Annotated in this window: 16 protein-coding genes; 6 read left to right on the top strand and 10 right to left on the bottom strand. The window is 58.9% G+C overall.

All coding sequences use genetic code 11. The annotated features are described in order from the left end of the window. Window positions 1–56 precede the first annotated feature (56 nt). Window positions 57–1,238, bottom strand: coding sequence for an acetyl-CoA C-acetyltransferase (locus ACZ9BX_RS16545; RefSeq protein WP_476218962.1), 1,182 nt, complete (start codon window positions 1,236–1,238; stop codon window positions 57–59). A 237-nt stretch (window positions 1,239–1,475) separates the two neighbouring features. Between ACZ9BX_RS16545 and phaR the strand changes: the two genes are divergently transcribed. Then, window positions 1,476–2,048, top strand: a complete 573-nt coding sequence (gene phaR / locus ACZ9BX_RS16540; protein WP_132562238.1) for a polyhydroxyalkanoate synthesis repressor PhaR — start codon at window positions 1,476–1,478, stop codon at window positions 2,046–2,048. A 3-nt stretch (window positions 2,049–2,051) separates the two neighbouring features. On the opposite strand, the gene ACZ9BX_RS16535 is transcribed toward phaR, so the two are convergent. From ACZ9BX_RS16535 to mtgA, 4 genes are all read right to left on the bottom strand, one after another. Next, window positions 2,052–2,459: a hypothetical protein gene (locus ACZ9BX_RS16535; protein WP_476218961.1), complete on the bottom strand. Its 408-nt coding sequence runs from the start codon at window positions 2,457–2,459 to the stop codon at window positions 2,052–2,054. Window positions 2,460–2,604: 145 nt separating this feature from the next. After that, entirely contained in the window at window positions 2,605–2,790 is a 186-nt protein-coding gene (gene rpmF / locus ACZ9BX_RS16530) for a 50S ribosomal protein L32 (protein WP_016556742.1), read from the bottom strand. Between the two features lie 156 nt (window positions 2,791–2,946). After that, the gene (locus ACZ9BX_RS16525) at window positions 2,947–3,594 is read right to left on the bottom strand and encodes a glutathione S-transferase family protein (protein WP_132562234.1); all 648 of its coding nucleotides are present in this window, start codon (window positions 3,592–3,594) and stop codon (window positions 2,947–2,949) included. 74 nt (window positions 3,595–3,668) lie between these two features. Beyond that, on the bottom strand, window positions 3,669–4,415 hold the full coding sequence (gene mtgA / locus ACZ9BX_RS16520; RefSeq protein WP_476218957.1) for a monofunctional biosynthetic peptidoglycan transglycosylase: 747 nt from the start codon (window positions 4,413–4,415) through the stop codon (window positions 3,669–3,671). A gap of 135 nt (window positions 4,416–4,550) precedes the next feature. Between mtgA and ACZ9BX_RS16515 the strand changes: the two genes are divergently transcribed. Next, window positions 4,551–5,465 (top strand): polyprenyl synthetase family protein, encoded by a 915-nt coding sequence (locus tag ACZ9BX_RS16515; RefSeq protein ID WP_476218955.1) that lies wholly within the window; start codon window positions 4,551–4,553, stop codon window positions 5,463–5,465. Between the two features lie 35 nt (window positions 5,466–5,500). Here the strand turns inward: ACZ9BX_RS16515 and ispG are convergent, their stop codons facing one another. The 3 genes from ispG to ACZ9BX_RS16500 form a co-directional block, all read right to left on the bottom strand. Then, on the bottom strand, window positions 5,501–6,751 hold the full coding sequence (ispG, locus tag ACZ9BX_RS16510; protein ID WP_132562228.1) for a flavodoxin-dependent (E)-4-hydroxy-3-methylbut-2-enyl-diphosphate synthase: 1,251 nt from the start codon (window positions 6,749–6,751) through the stop codon (window positions 5,501–5,503). A 94-nt stretch (window positions 6,752–6,845) separates the two neighbouring features. Next, a complete protein-coding gene (locus tag ACZ9BX_RS16505) occupies window positions 6,846–8,039 on the bottom strand; it encodes an MFS transporter (RefSeq protein ID WP_476218953.1) in 1,194 nt (397 codons plus the stop codon). A 45-nt stretch (window positions 8,040–8,084) separates the two neighbouring features. After that, window positions 8,085–8,876: a DeoR/GlpR family DNA-binding transcription regulator gene (locus tag ACZ9BX_RS16500; protein ID WP_476218951.1), complete on the bottom strand. Its 792-nt coding sequence runs from the start codon at window positions 8,874–8,876 to the stop codon at window positions 8,085–8,087. Window positions 8,877–9,118: 242 nt separating this feature from the next. On the opposite strand from ACZ9BX_RS16500, the gene ACZ9BX_RS16495 reads away from it, so the two are divergent. From ACZ9BX_RS16495 to ACZ9BX_RS16480, 4 genes are all read left to right on the top strand, one after another. Next, entirely contained in the window at window positions 9,119–9,892 is a 774-nt protein-coding gene (locus tag ACZ9BX_RS16495) for an amino acid ABC transporter substrate-binding protein (RefSeq protein WP_476218950.1), read from the top strand. 103 nt (window positions 9,893–9,995) lie between these two features. After that, on the top strand, window positions 9,996–10,676 hold the full coding sequence (locus ACZ9BX_RS16490; RefSeq protein WP_476218948.1) for an amino acid ABC transporter permease: 681 nt from the start codon (window positions 9,996–9,998) through the stop codon (window positions 10,674–10,676). Continuing rightward, entirely contained in the window at window positions 10,673–11,434 is a 762-nt protein-coding gene (locus ACZ9BX_RS16485; RefSeq protein WP_476218947.1) for an amino acid ABC transporter ATP-binding protein, read from the top strand. The genes ACZ9BX_RS16490 and ACZ9BX_RS16485 overlap by 4 nt, the downstream gene beginning before the upstream one ends. 82 nt (window positions 11,435–11,516) lie before the next feature. Further along, window positions 11,517–12,374, top strand: coding sequence for a class I SAM-dependent methyltransferase (locus ACZ9BX_RS16480; RefSeq protein WP_476218946.1), 858 nt, complete (start codon window positions 11,517–11,519; stop codon window positions 12,372–12,374). Window positions 12,375–12,500: 126 nt separating this feature from the next. Here ACZ9BX_RS16480 and ACZ9BX_RS16475 read toward each other — a convergent pair whose 3' ends face one another. Further along, window positions 12,501–13,061: an NADPH-dependent FMN reductase gene (locus tag ACZ9BX_RS16475; RefSeq protein WP_476218945.1), complete on the bottom strand. Its 561-nt coding sequence runs from the start codon at window positions 13,059–13,061 to the stop codon at window positions 12,501–12,503. A 61-nt stretch (window positions 13,062–13,122) separates the two neighbouring features. Then, window positions 13,123–16,587 (bottom strand): pyruvate carboxylase, encoded by a 3,465-nt coding sequence (gene pyc / locus ACZ9BX_RS16470; RefSeq protein ID WP_476218944.1) that lies wholly within the window; start codon window positions 16,585–16,587, stop codon window positions 13,123–13,125. Window positions 16,588–16,627 lie beyond the last annotated feature (40 nt).

Here is a 16,627-nt window from a genome sequence, read left to right as displayed (position 1 = left end):
CCCCTCGAGGCTATTTCGCCTTTGATCAGGCGTTTTGAATCATCAATCGCATGCTATTATAATGCTTCGAAGCACATGGCGACGCCCATGCCTCCGCCGATGCAAAGCGTGGCAAGTCCTTTCTTTGCGCTACGCCGCTTCATTTCGAAAAGCAGCGTGTTGAGAACACGTGCCCCGGATGCGCCGATCGGATGGCCGATCGCGATTGCTCCGCCGTTAACATTGACGATGGCCGGATCCCAGCCAAGGTCCTTGTTCACGGCGCAGGCTTGGGCCGCAAAGGCCTCGTTCGCCTCGATCAGGTCGAGATCACCAACAGACCAGCCGGCTTTCTCGAGCGCTTTGCGCGACGCGGGGATCGGTCCGGTTCCCATGACCTGAGGATCGACGCCAGCCGTTGCCCACGAAACGATGCGTGCCAGCGGCTGGATTCCGCGCCTTACGGCCTCTGCTTCCGTCATCAGTACTGCGGCTGCGGCGCCGTCATTGAGACCCGATGCGTTGCCAGCCGTCACGGTGCCCTCTTTGTCGAAAGCCGGACGAAGCTTCCCCATCGCATCGAGCGTTGCGCCGTGGCGGATATACTCGTCGGCATCCACCGTCACATCGCCCTTGCGTGTCTGGATGACGAAGGGAACGATCTCATCCTTGAAGCGGCCTTCCTTCTGGGCTGCTTCCGCCTTGTTCTGAGAGGAAACCGCGAACTGATCCTGATCGTCGCGGGAAAGTTGCCACTGGCGGGCGACGTTCTCGGCCGTGATGCCCATGTGATAGCCGTAAAAAGCGTCCATCAGGCCGTCCTTGATCATGGTGTCGACCATCTTCATGTCGCCCATCTTCGTACCGCCACGCAGATGCGCGGCATGCGGAGCCATCGACATGGATTCCTGGCCGCCGGCGACGATGATCTTCGCGTCCCCAAGCGCGATCTGTTGCATACCTAGCGCTACGGCGCGAAGGCCTGAGCCACAAAGCTGGTTGACGCCCCAGGCCGTGGCCTCCTTTGGAACCCCCGCCTTCATGGCCGCCTGCCGAGCAGGGTTCTGCCCTTCTCCTGCTTGCAGCACCTGGCCGAGGATCACCTCGTCGACTTCCGCCGCCTCGACGCCTGCGCGTTCGAGCGCAGCTTTGAGGGCGGCAGACCCAAGCTCATGCGCTGGGACGGTTGCGAATGCACCATTGAAAGAGCCGACCGCTGTGCGGGCCGCGCTGGCGATGACGATGGACGAATTGCTCATAAAGGCCTCCTCGTTTCCTTCAGCATATATAAGCTGAAACTGGCAAAGGTTCAGCCCTAAGTCAAACGGCAAGACGATTGCGGCAATTTTTGCCGCCGCTTACGAAGATACGAATTATCCCTTTTATCAAAGGGGTTGCCGCATCGCACAAAGAGATTGTCACCAGGCTTCTTTTGCGTCTACAGTCTGTGGTGGAGGAATATCCATAACAATCAGACGGGGTTCAGGAGAACTGATATGGCGAAGAATGAGGGCCAAATAGTTATCAAGAAATACGCCAACCGCCGCCTCTATAATACAGGCACCAGCACCTATGTGACGCTGGAAGATCTGGCAGAGATGGTGAAGAAGGGTGAGGATTTTACGGTACAGGACGCAAAGAGCGGTGATGACATTACGCACTCCGTATTGACCCAGATCATTTTCGAGCAGGAATCAAAGACCGGGAACACGCTGCTGCCGATTTCCTTCCTGCGCCAACTCATCACCTATTACGGCGATCAGATGCAAATGGTCGTTCCAACTTTCCTCGAACATTCCATGCGTGCCTTTACCGAACAGCAGTCGCAGATGCGCGAACAAGTGACCCGCGCCTTCGGTGAATCGCCGCTCAGCAAGAACCTGCAGCTCCCGATGCAGATGGTCGAAGACCAGGTCCGGCGCAACACCGAGATGTTTCAGCAGGCCATGCAGATGTTCTCTCCTTTCATGACCCCTCCCGCCAAGGAAACGAAGAAGGCGGAGGCGAAGGATATCGATGAGTTGAAGGAGCAGCTGCGCGCCCTGCAGAACAAGCTCGACAATCTCTAAGGCTCAAAGCCCAATCGAAACATCGCGCCCGGCACTGCGGATCGAGACGGCAAATCCGCCGATCACGTCGATCAGTGCAATCGTCATCAAGATGAAGAAGACCTGTGTTGCTGCATCCTGGACGAGAAGGAATTCGACCAGGAAGGCGATGAAGACCAGCATTGACAGCATGTGGTTGACCAGGCTGCCAGATCCATTGCTGGTGGCCTTCAATATCTCGACGAACAGAATGACCAGCGCCACGACGATGAAGAGATCGCCAAGTGCCATGCTCCAGATCGCCCCGGAGATCATCGAAAGCACGATGATGTCATGCTGGAGCGCGGGAATGCCTCCGCCGCCCATCAAACCGGCAATCGTCATATTGTAAAGAATATACGGAATTACCATCAGCGGCATTACAGCGATCATTTCAGCATGTCCCCCTACTCGACGGGAATACTGCAGCAAATCACAGCGCCACTTCAAGGCATCAGAAATATAATAGTTCTCAAAACCGAAAAGGCCGGCGCTTAAAGCCGGCCTTTCAATCCTGGCCATGCCAGAATTTGGAAACTTATGCGCTTTCCTTCGGCGTCAGAACCTGGCGGCCGCGATACATACCGGTCTTCAGATCGATATGGTGCGGGCGGCGCAGTTCGCCGGAGTTCTTGTCTTCCACGTAGGTCGCGGCCTTCAGTGCGTCTGCAGAACGGCGCATACCGCGCTTGGACGGGCTTGTTTTTCTCTTCGGTACAGCCATTTTACATACTCCAATTCACAGGCAACACATTCCCCGGCCAAGCTGGCGGCCGAAACGGACGTGTCGCGATTTCGGAAATTTTGCGCGCTTATACATGCCCTGAAGGTGGTTGACCAGTCCCAAAACGGATTTTTTGTGATTCTCGCGGATTGAAGATCAGACCTCGTCTTCCGGCACAATCCAGGGTTCGGCCCGGGCCGCAGTTTCCCATTTCTGCCAGGCAGGATGCGCCTTCATCGCCGACATATAACTCAACGTATCGCTGGCAGTCACAAGGTCATAGGCATCGAAGCGGCTGACAACCGGCGCAAACATTGCGTCGGCTGCCGAAAATCCGCCAAAGAGAAACGGCCCGCCCGAGCGGCCGCGCAAGTCGCGGAAAATGGTTTCGATCCGCAGGACGTCAGCCATCACGCCGTCCGCAAGTGCGATCTTGCCGCGAGCACGCCGGATATTCATCGGACAAGCGCCTCTGAGCGCCCGGAAGCCCGAAAGCATCTCCATCGAGACCGAACGCGCCACCGCGCGCTGTGCGCGATCCTTGGGCCAAAGCCCCGCCTCGGGATAGAGCTCGGAGACGTAGTCGATGATCGAGAGCGATTCCCATACCCGCAGGCTGCCATGGAATAGAACCGGCACCCTGCCCGTGGGAGAGACCTCCCTGATGCGCGGATTGCCTGCGGGAAAATCAAAGGGGATCAGAATTTCTTCGAACGGAATGCCCGTTGCTTCCATCGCAATCCATGGCCGGAACGACCATGAGGAGTAGTTCTTGTTTCCGATATAGAGGGTAAGGCTATCCATGAAGCATCCGCAAATTGATTTCGAGGCCGAATTTAGCGGCGCCCGGCTAAAGCGACCAATGAGTAATTCATGCCTCAATCATAAAGGCATCTGATGTAATCGCCGGAACCTTGAGCCCGGCGCTCGATGACCGAGGCAAGCGTGCGAAGGCCGCGGCGGGGCTTTCCGGCGTTCCGGTCGATCGGGTTCGGAAGAGAAACGGCCAAAAGCGCTGCTTGGCGTCGCGAGAGCTTGGAAGCCGGTACCTTGAAATGATAGCGTGCTGCCGCCTCGATGCCATAGATACCCGGGCCCCATTCGGCGATGTTGAGATAGATCTCCATCAACCGGCGCTTTGTCCAGACGAGGTCAGAGGCAACCGCCAGCGGCAGCTCGAGCGCCTTGCGCACAAAGGAACGGCCGTTCCAAAGAAACAGGTTCTTGGCAGTCTGCATGGGTATGGTGCTGCCGCCGCGGGTCGATTCACCGTCGAGCGTGTCTAGGACCAGCATGCGCATTTCCCCCCAGTCGACACCACCGTGGAAACAGTATTGGCCATCCTCGGACACCATCACGGACCGGACAAGAACCGGCGAGATGTCGTCCAGGGACACCCATTGCCGGTCATAGCCACGCAGAAGCAGGAGATCGCGCAGCATCAGTGTCGAGACGGGATGAATAAAGGGAATGAGATAAATAAAGATCAGCACATAAGGCAGGATCAGAAGTCCGGCGATTGCAAGGACGATGCGCATCATCATCGGCTGGCTTCGCAGCCAAGCGAATAAACGGCGATGAGCCGGCATCGCAATGCTGTCCTCTCTCTCCGGCGCTATGTCCAATATATAAGCCCAATACCTGTTCCCTGCGTTCTCATACCGTTTGCCGGTTCGGAAGGCCAGAGCACAGACGAAATCTTGCCGTGACCATCGACAATTCCGTTGCTACTGCGCCGCCGCTCGTGCCAAAGAGCGCGCATGAACGCGAGCCCCGCAGCCTTCGAAGCACGTTTGAAGACCAACGCCCGAGAGATCGAGACGTTGCTGGACGCGCTGCTTTCCGAAGGCATGCGAGAGGATGAAATAGCCCGGCCTGAAAGCCTGAGGACGGCAATGCACTATGCCGTGTTGAACGGCGGCAAGCGGCTTCGCCCGTTTCTCGTCGTGGAGAGCGCGCTGCTCTTAGGCGGAGATAAAGGGGCGGCCTTGAGAGTGGGTGCGGCACTTGAATGCATTCACTGCTATTCGCTCGTCCATGACGATCTTCCTGCGATGGACGACGACGATCTGCGCCGCGGCAAACCGACGGTGCACATCGCCTTCGACGAGGCGACCGCGATCCTGGCAGGCGACAGCCTTCTGACCTATGCCTTCGACATTATCGCTGCCGACGAGACGAAACTTCCCGAGCAAAGCAAGGTGGCGCTGATCCTTGCGCTTGCGCGCAGCGCTGGTCTGGGCGGAATGGCTGGCGGCCAGGCACTCGACCTCGCCGCGGAAGAAAATACGCCGGATGAATGTGATATCGTTATATTGCAGTCTATGAAGACGGGAGCGTTAATCCGCTTTGCTTGCGAAGCGGGTGCGCTCATCGCCGGCGCTTCGAGTGATGATCGCAAACGCCTGCGCGCGTTCGGCGAAAAGATCGGCCTTGCCTTCCAGCTCGCCGACGATCTTCTGGATGTTACATCCGACGCCACCACCATGGGTAAGGCAACCGGCAAGGACATAAGCCGCGGCAAAGGAACGCTCGTCGCTCTCCGTGGTATCGAATGGGCGGAAGCTGAGCTTCGGCGGCACGTCGAGGATGCCACACAGCTTCTGGCGCCTTACGGCGATGCCGCTGCGACGCTCGCCGCCACCGCGCATTTTGTTGCCGACCGCAAGAACTGACACAAACCGGCGTCTCTTGGCGTCAGCGGCTGAGCCTATTCAGCGGCAGTCTTCTGGCCGAAACGCTTCTCGATGTAATCGGCAACAAGCGTCTCGAAATCCGAAGCAATGTTCGGCCCACGCAACGTCAGCGCCTTCTTGCCGTCGATGAAAACGGGAGCGGCCGGCGTCTCGCCGGTGCCAGGCAGCGAAATGCCGATATCGGCATGCTTGCTTTCGCCCGGACCGTTGACGATGCAGCCCATGACTGCGACGTTGAGCGCTTCTACACCAGGATATTTCTCACGCCAGACCGGCATGTTCTTTCGGATGTCGTTCTGGATATTCTGCGCCAGTTCCTGGAAAACCGTCGATGTCGTGCGGCCGCAACCCGGACAGGCGGCGACCACCGGCACGAACTGCCGGAAGCCCATGACCTGCAGCAGTTCCTGTGCTACCTGCACTTCGCGTGTACGATCGCCATTCGGCTCAGGCGTCAGCGAAACGCGGATCGTATCGCCGATGCCGTGCTGCAGAACGTAAGCCATGGCCGCCGACGAAGCGACGATGCCCTTAGTGCCCATTCCCGCTTCGGTGAGTCCCAGATGCAGCGCGTGGTTGGAGCGGTCGGCAAGCATGGAATAGACAGCGATTAGATCCTGGACCTGGCTGACTTTGGCCGACAGGATGATGCGGTTGCGCGGCAGGCCGATCTCTTCGGCAAGGTTGGCCGAGATGAGCGCCGATTGCACGATCGCCTCCCGCGTCACCTGACGTGCTGAAAGCGGCGAGCCCGCCTCGGCGTTCTTATCCATCAGCGCCGTCAGCAGATCCTGGTCGAGCGAACCCCAGTTGACGCCGATACGCACGGGCTTGTCATAGCGGACCGCCGTCTCGATGATTTCGGCGAACTGCTTGTCCTTCTTGTCCTTGAAGCCGACATTGCCGGGATTGATCCGGTATTTCGCCAGCGCTTCGGCACAGGCCGGATGATCGGCGAGCAGCTTGTGGCCGATATAGTGGAAATCGCCGACAAGCGGCACATCCATGCCAAGGCGCAGCAATCGCTCGCGAATCTTCGGAACGGCAGCAGCGCTCTCGTCGCGATCGACGGTGATTCGCACGAGCTCGGAGCCTGCTTTGAAGAGGGCTGCAACCTGCGCGACCGTCGAATCGATATCCGCCGTATCCGTATTCGTCATCGACTGTACGACGACCGGTGCACCGCCGCCGACGACGACACCGCCCACGTCGACCGCGACGGAAGCACGGCGCGGTTTCGGATCAAAATCGGTAGCTAAAGACATGGATAGAGCTCTTGAACCCTTGAATTTGTGCCTTTCAGGTGGATCATACCCGCTTTCTTGTCAACGCCCAAAGCATCACTTTCGCTTGGCAGCCCTAGTGGCTGCCGCCGGAGATGCCGTCTGCGTAGCGTGCAAGCTTCGAAAAGATCAGCACCACAAGCAGCAACACCGGCAGTGCCATGAAAACGGCGCTAAAGCCGACATGCTCGGCAGCGAAGCCGATTGCAGAAGGCGCGACCAGCATGCCGGAATAGCCCAGGGTCGTGACGACCGAAAGGCTGATCCCGGCCTTCAGGTCAGGGATATTGCCTGCGGCGGAAAAGGCGATCGGCACCATGTTCGAAATACCGATGCCGCAGAACGCGAAGCCAACGATGGCGAGTTCGGCATTCGGCGCCAGGGCTGCGATCAGCATGCCGGCGATGGCAAAGAGAGTGCAGATTCGCAGCGTCCTGACGCCGCCGAGCCTGTCGCGCACCAGATCGCCGGCGAAACGCATGATTGCCATGGTCAGCGAAAAGGCCGCGAAACCAAAACCGGAAAGAGCCACGGATGCATTCATTTCCTGGCGGAGATAGAGCGCACCCCAGTCCAGGACCGCACCTTCCGGAACCATCGAAAAGAGCGCCATCAACCCGAGCAGCCATGGCAGAGGCGTCATCGGCAGACGTGCCTTCTCTTTCTTCTCGTCCGGATGCGGCGGATCGGCAAGGATCATCGGCCAGGCGATCACCAGGAAAATCGACGCGAACACTGTGGCAAGTTCGGCATGACCGAGGACGCCGAGCTTGGCGATAACGAAGCCGCCGAGGCCCGCACCGATCAACCCGCCGAGGCTCCAGAAGGCATGGCAGGACGACATGATCGCCCGCCGCATCGATTTCTCGACGGCGACTGCGTTGGCGTTCATCGCGACGTCCATCGCGCCAATGAATCCGCCAAACAGGAACAGCGCGATTGCGCCGGTAACCACATTCGGTGCCAGCGTCAGAGCCAGAAGAATTGGCAGCACGCAGATCGCAGTTGCCCGCGACACCACGCGCGACCCGTGCTTGGCGATCTGCGCGCCGGCAATCGGCATCAGTGTCAAAGATCCAACGCCGAACACCAGGATCATCAGCCCAAGCTGGAATTTTGTCAGTTCCAGCCGCTCCGCAAAATCCGGAATCTTCGGCGCCCAGCAACCCACGACAAAGCCGTTCATCAGGAACAGCAGCGACACCGCCACCCTGCTCTTTGGCAGGAAGCCGCGCCGAACTCCGTACGCTATATTCGTCGAATTATCCATTTTATTACCGTCTTCCTCCTGCCGCCTACGCTACGAGTCGGCTCCTCATCTCAATTCATCGAGCCTTCCGGCCTTGACAGTCCGGCAACCCCGCTCGCGATAGGCTGCAAGCAGTGCCTCATCGGCATCGTGCTCGACCACAAGGCATTCGCAATGCGCAACCGGCAAAACGCTGTGCGGCGCCGCTGTCCCAAATTTTTCCGAAGTCACCGCAACCAGAACCTTCCGGCTCCTTGATGTCGCAAACCGCTTGAACTCCGCATCCTCGAAACCGAAGGTCGTGACACCTGCTTCCACATCGATGCCGCAGGCGCCGAGAATGCAAAGATCGGGCGAGAGCTGCTCCATATCCCGCATCGCCTTGGCGCCGAGCGCGCCGCCCACCTGCCGGTCGACCATACCGCCGATCACGATGACGTCGACACTGCCGTTGTCCATCAGCGCCGCGGCGATCGCCGGAGCATTCGTTGCAGCCGTCAGTCTCATGTCTGATGGAAGTGCATTGGCAATCGCAAGATTGGTGCTTCCGGCATCGAAGAATACCGTCGACCCGGGCGCAATCTGCGAGACGGCGGCCTGCGCCAGCAGTTCTTTGCGATCAAGGGCAATATCCATTCGCTGCTTGAGGCTGCCGCCCGCAGGCGAAATCGGCAGCGCACCACCATAGACCCGCTCGCAAAGCCCAGCAGCCGCCATCTCGCGCAGATCCCGGCGGATCGTGTCTTCTGAGACCCTGAATTCCAGAGCGAGTTCAGCCGCAAGCACGCGGCCGTTTGCTCGAAGCTTGCCCGATATGATGTTCTGCCGCTCCTTCAACAGCATCTCTGTCGTGTTCATGCCTGTTTAGCTCACAAGTTGGCATTAAATTTTAAGAACGTGCATAAACGTATATCAACGTGCACACAATAGGCATCAGACACACGTTTTCTGACGCCCTGAAACAGGTCGCGTCAAAAGCCAGACAAATGAGAAAAATATTCGCAGTTGCCCAATTTCTTTGCAGTTTTCTACGCTTCGCGACGCCCTATTTTCTGCGATCTATCTCTCATTGAATTCCTCCCACATTGGACCTGCAAAACATGAAACTCCTCAAGACCATCGCCGCAGCAGCCCTTATCTCAGCCGCTGCTTTCGTCGCCGCCCAGGCCGGCGAAAATCTCAACGCCATCAAGTCGGCAGGCGTTTTCAAGATCGGCACGGAAGGCACCTACGCGCCTTTCACCTATCATGATGAAAGCAACAAGCTCGTGGGCTTCGACGTCGAGATCGGCGAAGCGATTGCCGCCAAGCTCGGCGTCAAGGCTGAGTTCGTTGAAGGCAAGTGGGACGGCCTGATCGCCGGCCTCGATGCCAAGCGCTACGATACCGTCATCAACCAGGTCGGCATCACCGAAGCCCGCAAACAGAAGTACGACTTCTCCGAGCCCTATATCGCATCCAAGGCCGTGCTCATCGCCCGCGCAGACGACGACAGCATCAAGAGCTTTGCGGACCTGAAGGGCAAGAAATCTGCCCAGTCGTTGACGAGCAACTTCGGCAAGCTCGCCGAGCAATCCGGCGCAGAACTCGTCGGCACCGAAGGTTTCGACCAGTCTATCCAGCTCGTGCTGACCGGCCGTGCCGATGCGACGATCAACGACAGCCTCTCTTTTCTGGATTTCAAAAAGCACAAGCCGGACGCAAATGTGAAGATTGCAGCCGAGCAGGAAAACGCCGACCACTCCGGCATCATCATCCGCAAGGGAGAGCCGGAACTGCTCGAGGCGATCAACAAGGCACTGGCAGACATCAAGACCGACGGCACTTATAAGAAGATCGCCGATAAATATTTTGGCCAAGACGTCTCGAAGTAATCGCTCCAGAGGAGCGGTTTCCTGCCGCCGGCACATCCTCTATATCTGCTGAAGAGCGTCCAGCGAAATCCCGCTGGACGCCCTTTTATCAAGGAACACACCCGTGCCGCACTGGTTTCAACTGATGGCGGAATCACTCCCCACGCTTTTGTGGGCCGGACTGATCTTCACCATACCGCTGACCCTGCTCTCCTTCGTCTTCGGCCTGGTGCTCGGGCTGATGACTGCAGTGGCTCGCCTCTTTGGCCCGGCTCCGGTTGCTTCCATCGCGCGGTTCTACGTCTGGGTGATCCGTGGCACGCCGCTGCTCGTGCAGCTCTTCGTCATTTTCTACGGCCTCCCGAGCATCGGCATTCTGCTTGACGCCTTTCCGGCGGCTCTGATCGGCTTCACGCTGAATATCGGTGCTTACAGTTCTGAAATCATCCGGGCGGTCATCTCCTCCGTTTCGAAGGGACAATGGGAAGCTGCCTATTCGATCGGCATGACTTGGCGGCAGGCAATGAGCCGCACGATTCTGCCGCAGGCCGGCCGCGTTGCCGTGCCGCCGCTCTCGAACACCTTCATTTCATTGGTGAAAGATACCTCGCTAGCAGCAGCAATCACCGTGCCCGAACTCTTCCAGGCCGCACAGCGCGTCGTTGCGACAACCTATGAGCCGCTGATCCTTTATATCGAGGCGGCGCTGATCTACCTCGTGCTGAGCTCTGTTCTCTCAGCGCTGCAGGTGCGCCTCGAGCGCCGCTTCGCGCGCTACGGCGGCACTCTGGAGACAAATGCATGATCGAGCTTTCCAACATCGAGAAACGTTTCGGCGATGCCGTCATCCTCAGTGATATCAGCGTCCGCATTCCCGAAGGCAGCGTCACAGCCCTCGTAGGTCCCTCCGGCGGCGGCAAGAGTACGCTTCTCCGTTGCATCAACCTGCTTGAGATCCCGACTACGGGATCCATCAGGATCGGCAAAGAGAAGCTGGATTTTGTACCCGGCAGGAAGACGGGCTGGCCAGCGATCCAGAAGATTCGCCGCCAGACGGGGATGGTCTTCCAGAATTTCCAGCTCTTCCCGCATCAAACCGCGATCGAAAACGTCATGGAAGGTCTGGTGACGGTTCTGAAGTGGCCGAAGGAAAGGGCCCATGCCCGCGCCATGGAACTGCTGACCAAGGTAGGAATGGCGCATAAGGCCGATGCGTGGCCTTCGACGCTTTCCGGCGGCCAGCAGCAGCGTGTGGCGATCGCCCGTGCATTGGCCCCCTCGCCACGCGTCTTGCTCTGCGACGAGCCGACCTCGGCGCTCGATCCCGAACTTTCGGCGGAAGTCGTCGATGTTCTCGCAACGCTGGCCAGCGAAGGCACGACCATGGTCATCGCAACGCATGATCTGCGGCTCGCCTCGAAGATCGCCCACAACGTCGTGTTCCTGGAGGCAGGAAACGTCGTAGAAACCGGTACGGCAAGGGCGATCTTCACCGCGCCCGAGCGCGAGCGCACCAAGCGCTTCATTTCGACGATCAACGCCGCACATACCTACGAAATCTAGCGGTGACGACTCATGCTACTTGAATAATATGCACATCACGGGCGAAAAAGGTCTGAGTGGTCTGTGCCGTTGGGAGGACGCGATGACAGTTCCAACACTGGATCGTGTGTTTGGTCGTGTGGCATTCGGGGCCGAACCGTCCAACTATCATGCTGCCCGCCCGCGCTATCCTGAAGAAACATGGCAGCTATTGCGCGAACGCTCTAACCTTGGACCCGGCATTGATATTTTGGAGATCGGCGCTGGTACTGGCCTTGCAACGGCAGAATTGCTGGCGCACAAGCCGCGGCGGTTGGCAGCGGTTGAACCTGACATGCGGCTAGCAGACTTCCTGCAAACCTCGATTGCGGACGACTGCCTGCAGGTGCTCGCGCTGCCTTTTGAAGACGTAAACCCGGAGCCTGCCTCGTTCGACCTGGTTGCCAGTGCGACGGCTTTTCACTGGCTGGAAGCTACGCCTGCTCTGAGACGAATTCATGAATTGCTGCGACCGGGCGGCGCAGTCGCCCTTTGGTGGAACGTCTTTGGCGATGTAAGTCGGCCCGATCCCTTTCATGATGCCACCAAACATTTGTTCGTTGGCCATCGTACGAGCCTGTCAGCGGGTGGGGCCGACAGTTCTCCTTATGCGCTTGATACGGATGCACGAATTCAGGAGATGACGGATGCTGGGTTCGTACCCGATCCTCCTGAATTTATCCGCTGGACATTGAGGCTTGATGCGTCTGGCGTGCGTAGCCTCTATGCCACGTACTCTAATGTTTCCGCCCTTGCGCCAACAGAGCGGGGCCATCTGCTCGATGCTTTGACCGAAATTGTAACAGGGCAGTTTGCGGGCCGCGTAGATCGCAACATGACAACTGCAATATATACCGCCCGACGCGCGCAGCTCCAGCCAAGCGCTGCCGGCTTGGGACGCATTTCCGGGTTGAAAAGATAGGACTTCGTGCGCGATCCAGCTCCGACAGCTCAAACGCTTGTCCGATTGAGGGCCTCGAAAATGGTTTTTCGGCTCCGGGTCGGAGCGTCAGATTTTCACCACTCGGCCCCGCACTGCAGCTCTCGTTTACTGCGAGCGCGCCGCCTTCAGTGCTTTGCCCCACCAGGCCAACTGATCGAGCTGGTTCTTCGCCGCTTCGACAAGGTGCGGATAGTCGCTGAGGCTTTTGCCTTCCTTGGCAACGGCGAGATATTCCGGGAAGGATATGTGGACGCCGGTCTTTACCGAGGCAGCACCCATTTCAACGAAGATCAGCCGCAATTGCTCGACGGCACGCGCACCGCCGACGCCGCCATAGCCGACAAAGGCAACCGGCTTCTGGATGAAGTCGCCGAGGTCGATGGCATTCTTGAGCACGGCCGTCGGCCCGTGATTGTATTCTGCAACAGTGAATATAAAGCCGTCGAACTCGCGCAGCTTCTTCTTCCAGCGCTCCGCCGTTTCGCTCTCAGCTTCCACCGCGCGTGCTTCACCGAAGAAAGCCATAGGGTAGTCGAGAAGATCGAGCACTTCGACCTCAAATTCCGGCCGCTGCGCGGCAATCTCTGCAATCCACTTCGCCGGATGATCGGCAAAGCGACGGATGCGTGTGCTTCCGACGATAACTGCAATCTTGAGCTTGTTCATTTTCGGCCTTCCTTACAACGAAAGGGCGACCCTGGGGCCACCCTAACCCTTCGGCTTCCGGTTAGCCGGCATAGCTGACCAGCAGATCCTTGGCGTCGATCTGGTCGCCTGCCTTGACGAGCACTTCGGCGACCGTGCCGTCTTTTTCCGCGTGGATCGCTGTCTCCATCTTCATGGCCTCGATCGAGACCAGCACGTCGCCGGCGCTAACTGCCTGGCCCGGCGAAACGAAAACGCGGGAAATGACGCCCGGCATCGGCGCGCCGACATGGGCGAGGTTTCCAGGCTCGGCTTTCCGGCGGGCAGCGGCACCGGAAGCGCCATGCGCACGATCCGGCACCTTGATGCGGCGCGGCTGCCCGTTGAGCTCGAAGAAAGCCGTCACCATGCCCTGGCTGTCCGTACCGCTCATCGCTTGATTGACGATAACCAGCGTCTTGCCCTTTTCGATATCGGCAAAGAGTTCCTCGCCGTCCGCCAGGCCGTAGAAATAGGCGGGCGTAGGGAGAACCGAGACCGGACCGTAAGTATCGGAAGCGAACGCAAAGTCCGTGAAAACCTTCGGATACATAAGGTAGGAGGCAAATTCGAAATCGCTGACCGTGCGTTCGAGTTTGGTCTCGATCACCTTGCGCTCGGCGTCGAGATCGGCGTCTTCGAGCAGCGAGCCCGGACGAACCGTATAGGGCTTCTCGCCCTTCAGCGCCTTCTTCTGCAGCGCGCCCGGCCATCCACCCGGCGGCTGGCCTAGATCGCCCTTTAGCATCGAGATGACAGATTCTGGGAAGGAGACTTCCTTATCCGCGCTGACGACATCGGCAACCGTCAGATCCTGCGAAACCATCATCAGCGCCATGTCGCCCACTACCTTGGAAGACGGTGTCACCTTGACGATATCGCCGAACATCTGGTTGGCGTCGGCGTAAGCCTGCGCCACCCTGTGCCAGCGGGTTTCGAGGCCGAGCGAGCGAGCCTGCTCCTTGAGGTTGGTGAACTGCCCACCGGGCATTTCGTGCAGATAGACTTCCGACGCCGGCCCCTTGAGATCACTCTCAAAGGCTGCGTACTGGTTGCGTACCGCCTCCCAGTAGAAGGAGATGCGCCGGATCCATTCCGGATCGAGCCCGGGATCCCGATCCGATCCGCGCAGCGCTTCGACGATCGAACCGAGACAGGGCTGCGAGGTATTGCCGGACAGCGCATCCATGGCGGCGTCGACCGCGTCGACACCGGCATCGACGGCTGCAAGCACGGTTGCAGCGGCAATACCGGACGTATCATGCGTATGAAAATGGATCGGCAGGCTTGTCGCGTCACGCAGGGCCTTGAAGAGAACTTTCGCGGCGGCGGGCTTCAGCAGGCCGGCCATATCCTTCAGCGCGATAATGTGCGCGCCGGCCTTTTCGAGCTGAACGGCAAGATCGGTATAGTATTTTAGATCGTACTTCGGGCGCGCCGAATTCAGGATATCGCCGGTATAGCAGATGGCCGCTTCACAGAGCTTGTTCTCTTCCGCTACGGCATCCATCGAGACACGCATGTTCTCGACCCAGTTCAGGCAGTCGAAGACACGGAAGAGGTCGATGCCGCCCTTGGCCGCCTGACGGACGAAGTATTTGACGACGTTATCCGGATAGTTCGTGTAGCCGACGCCATTGGCGCCGCGCAGCAGCATCTGCAGGAGCAGGTTCGGTGCACCTTCACGGATCAGCGCCAGACGCTCCCATGGATCTTCCGTCAGGAAACGCATGGAAACGTCAAAAGTCGCACCACCCCAGCATTCGAGCGACAGCAGGTTCGGTAACGCATGTGCGTAGGTGCCGGCGATGCGGGCGATATCATAGGTGCGCATGCGCGTCGCGAGCAGCGACTGATGGCCGTCACGCATCGTCGTATCGGTCATCAGAACACGCTTTTCATTGCGCATCCACTCGCCGAACTTCTTCGGGCCGAGCTTGTCGAGAAGCTGTTTGGTGCCGTCCTGGACCTTGCTGCCGTTGCCGTAGGGCACAACAGGCTTGGCTGCATCTTCCGAAGGCCGTGGGCGGTCCTTTGCCTCCGGATGGCCGTTGACGGTGACGTCGGCAAGGTACGTTAGAAGCTTCGTCGCACGGTCCTGACGCTTGACCTGCTGGAAGAGCTCCGGCGTCGTATCGATGAAACGGGTCGTATAGCTGTTGTCCTTGAACTTCGGGTGCCCGATGATCGCTTCAAGGAAGGTGAGGTTGGTCGCCACGCCACGGATGCGGAATTCACGCAGCGCCCGATCCATGCGGGAGATCGCCTCCAGCGGGTTCGGCGCCCAGGCCGTCACTTTGACGAGCAGTGGATCGTAATAGCGGGTGATGATCGCGCCCGAATAGGACGTGCCGCCATCAAGACGGATGCCGAAACCCGAGGCCGAGCGATAGGCGGTGATGCGGCCGTAGTCCGGAATGAAGTTATGTTCCGGATCTTCTGTCGTGATACGGCATTGCAGCGCGTGGCCGTTGAGTTTGATATCCTGCTGCTTGGGAACACCCGATTCCGGTGTACCGATCGCGTAGCCGTCGAGAACGTGGATCTGTGCCTTGACGATATCGATACCGGTCACGACTTCGGTAACCGTGTGCTCAACCTGGATGCGCGGGTTTACTTCGATGAAGTAGAACTTACCGGTATCGGCATCCATCAGATATTCGACGGTGCCGGCGCCGATATAGTTCGTCGCCTTGGCGATCTTCAGCGAGTAGGCGGCAAGCTCCTGGCGTTGGGCTTCTGCCAGGTAAGGTGCCGGCGCACGCTCGACGACCTTCTGGTTGCGGCGCTGGATCGAGCAATCGCGCTCGAAGAGATGCACGACATTGCCGTGGGTATCGCCGAGGATCTGGCTTTCGACGTGGCGGGCACGCTCGACAAGCTTTTCCAGATAGACTTCATCCTTGCCGAAGGCGGCCATTGCCTCGCGCTTGGCTTCCGTCACCTCACGGGCAAGGTCCTTCGGGTCACGAATGGCGCGCATGCCGCGCCCGCCGCCGCCCCAAGAAGCTTTGAGCATCACCGGATAGCCAATCTGCTCGGCCATCTTGGCGACCTCCGCCATGTCGTCCGGCAGCGGCTCAGTTGCCGGAACCACTGGCACGCCAACCGAGATCGCCAGATTGCGCGCGGCGACCTTGTTGCCGAGCTGGCGCATCGTATCGGCCTTCGGGCCGATGAAGGTGATGCCGGCCTTATTGCAGGCGTCCACGAATTCGGGGCTCTCCGACAGGAGGCCATAACCCGGGTGGATTGCATCGGCACCAGAGAGCTTGGCGACGCGGATCACCTCATCGATCGAAAGATAGCTTTCGATCGGCCCTAGGTCGCGGTCAAGATGCGGGCCGCGGCCGACCTGATAGCTTTCGTCCGCCTTGAAGCGATGCAGCGCCAGTTTGTCCTCTTCCGCCCATATCGCGACCGTTTTTATCCCCAGCTCATTGGCCGCGCGGAACACGCGGATGGCAATTTCGGAACGGTTGGCAACGAGTATCTTGGAAATGGGCAATGCGCTCTCCTCACGGCATCGATACGGGCAATGCTGCACC

The organism is Rhizobium sp. USDA 3886 (genome assembly GCF_056279785.1).
Note: the sequence above shows the minus strand (reverse complement) of the source record. Positions and strands in the feature narration are given on the sequence as shown.

Excerpts from the sequence above, each read along its gene's own strand:
- ACZ9BX_RS16545 (WP_476218962.1), bottom strand. The coding sequence starts at position 1,238 with ATGAGCAATTCGTCCATCGTCATCGCCAGCGCGGCCCGCACAGCGGTC.
- phaR (WP_132562238.1), top strand. The coding sequence starts at position 1,476 with ATGGCGAAGAATGAGGGCCAAATAGTTATCAAGAAATACGCCAACCGC.
- ACZ9BX_RS16535 (WP_476218961.1), bottom strand. The coding sequence starts at position 2,459 with ATGATCGCTGTAATGCCGCTGATGGTAATTCCGTATATTCTTTACAAT.
- rpmF (WP_016556742.1), bottom strand. The coding sequence starts at position 2,790 with ATGGCTGTACCGAAGAGAAAAACAAGCCCGTCCAAGCGCGGTATGCGC.
- ACZ9BX_RS16525 (WP_132562234.1), bottom strand. The coding sequence starts at position 3,594 with ATGGATAGCCTTACCCTCTATATCGGAAACAAGAACTACTCCTCATGG.
- ACZ9BX_RS16515 (WP_476218955.1), top strand. The coding sequence starts at position 4,551 with ATGAACGCGAGCCCCGCAGCCTTCGAAGCACGTTTGAAGACCAACGCC.
- ispG (WP_132562228.1), bottom strand. The coding sequence starts at position 6,751 with ATGTCTTTAGCTACCGATTTTGATCCGAAACCGCGCCGTGCTTCCGTC.
- ACZ9BX_RS16505 (WP_476218953.1), bottom strand. The coding sequence starts at position 8,039 with ATGGATAATTCGACGAATATAGCGTACGGAGTTCGGCGCGGCTTCCTG.
- ACZ9BX_RS16500 (WP_476218951.1), bottom strand. The coding sequence starts at position 8,876 with ATGAACACGACAGAGATGCTGTTGAAGGAGCGGCAGAACATCATATCG.
- ACZ9BX_RS16495 (WP_476218950.1), top strand. The coding sequence starts at position 9,119 with ATGAAACTCCTCAAGACCATCGCCGCAGCAGCCCTTATCTCAGCCGCT.
- ACZ9BX_RS16485 (WP_476218947.1), top strand. The coding sequence starts at position 10,673 with ATGATCGAGCTTTCCAACATCGAGAAACGTTTCGGCGATGCCGTCATC.
- ACZ9BX_RS16480 (WP_476218946.1), top strand. The coding sequence starts at position 11,517 with ATGACAGTTCCAACACTGGATCGTGTGTTTGGTCGTGTGGCATTCGGG.
- ACZ9BX_RS16475 (WP_476218945.1), bottom strand. The coding sequence starts at position 13,061 with ATGAACAAGCTCAAGATTGCAGTTATCGTCGGAAGCACACGCATCCGT.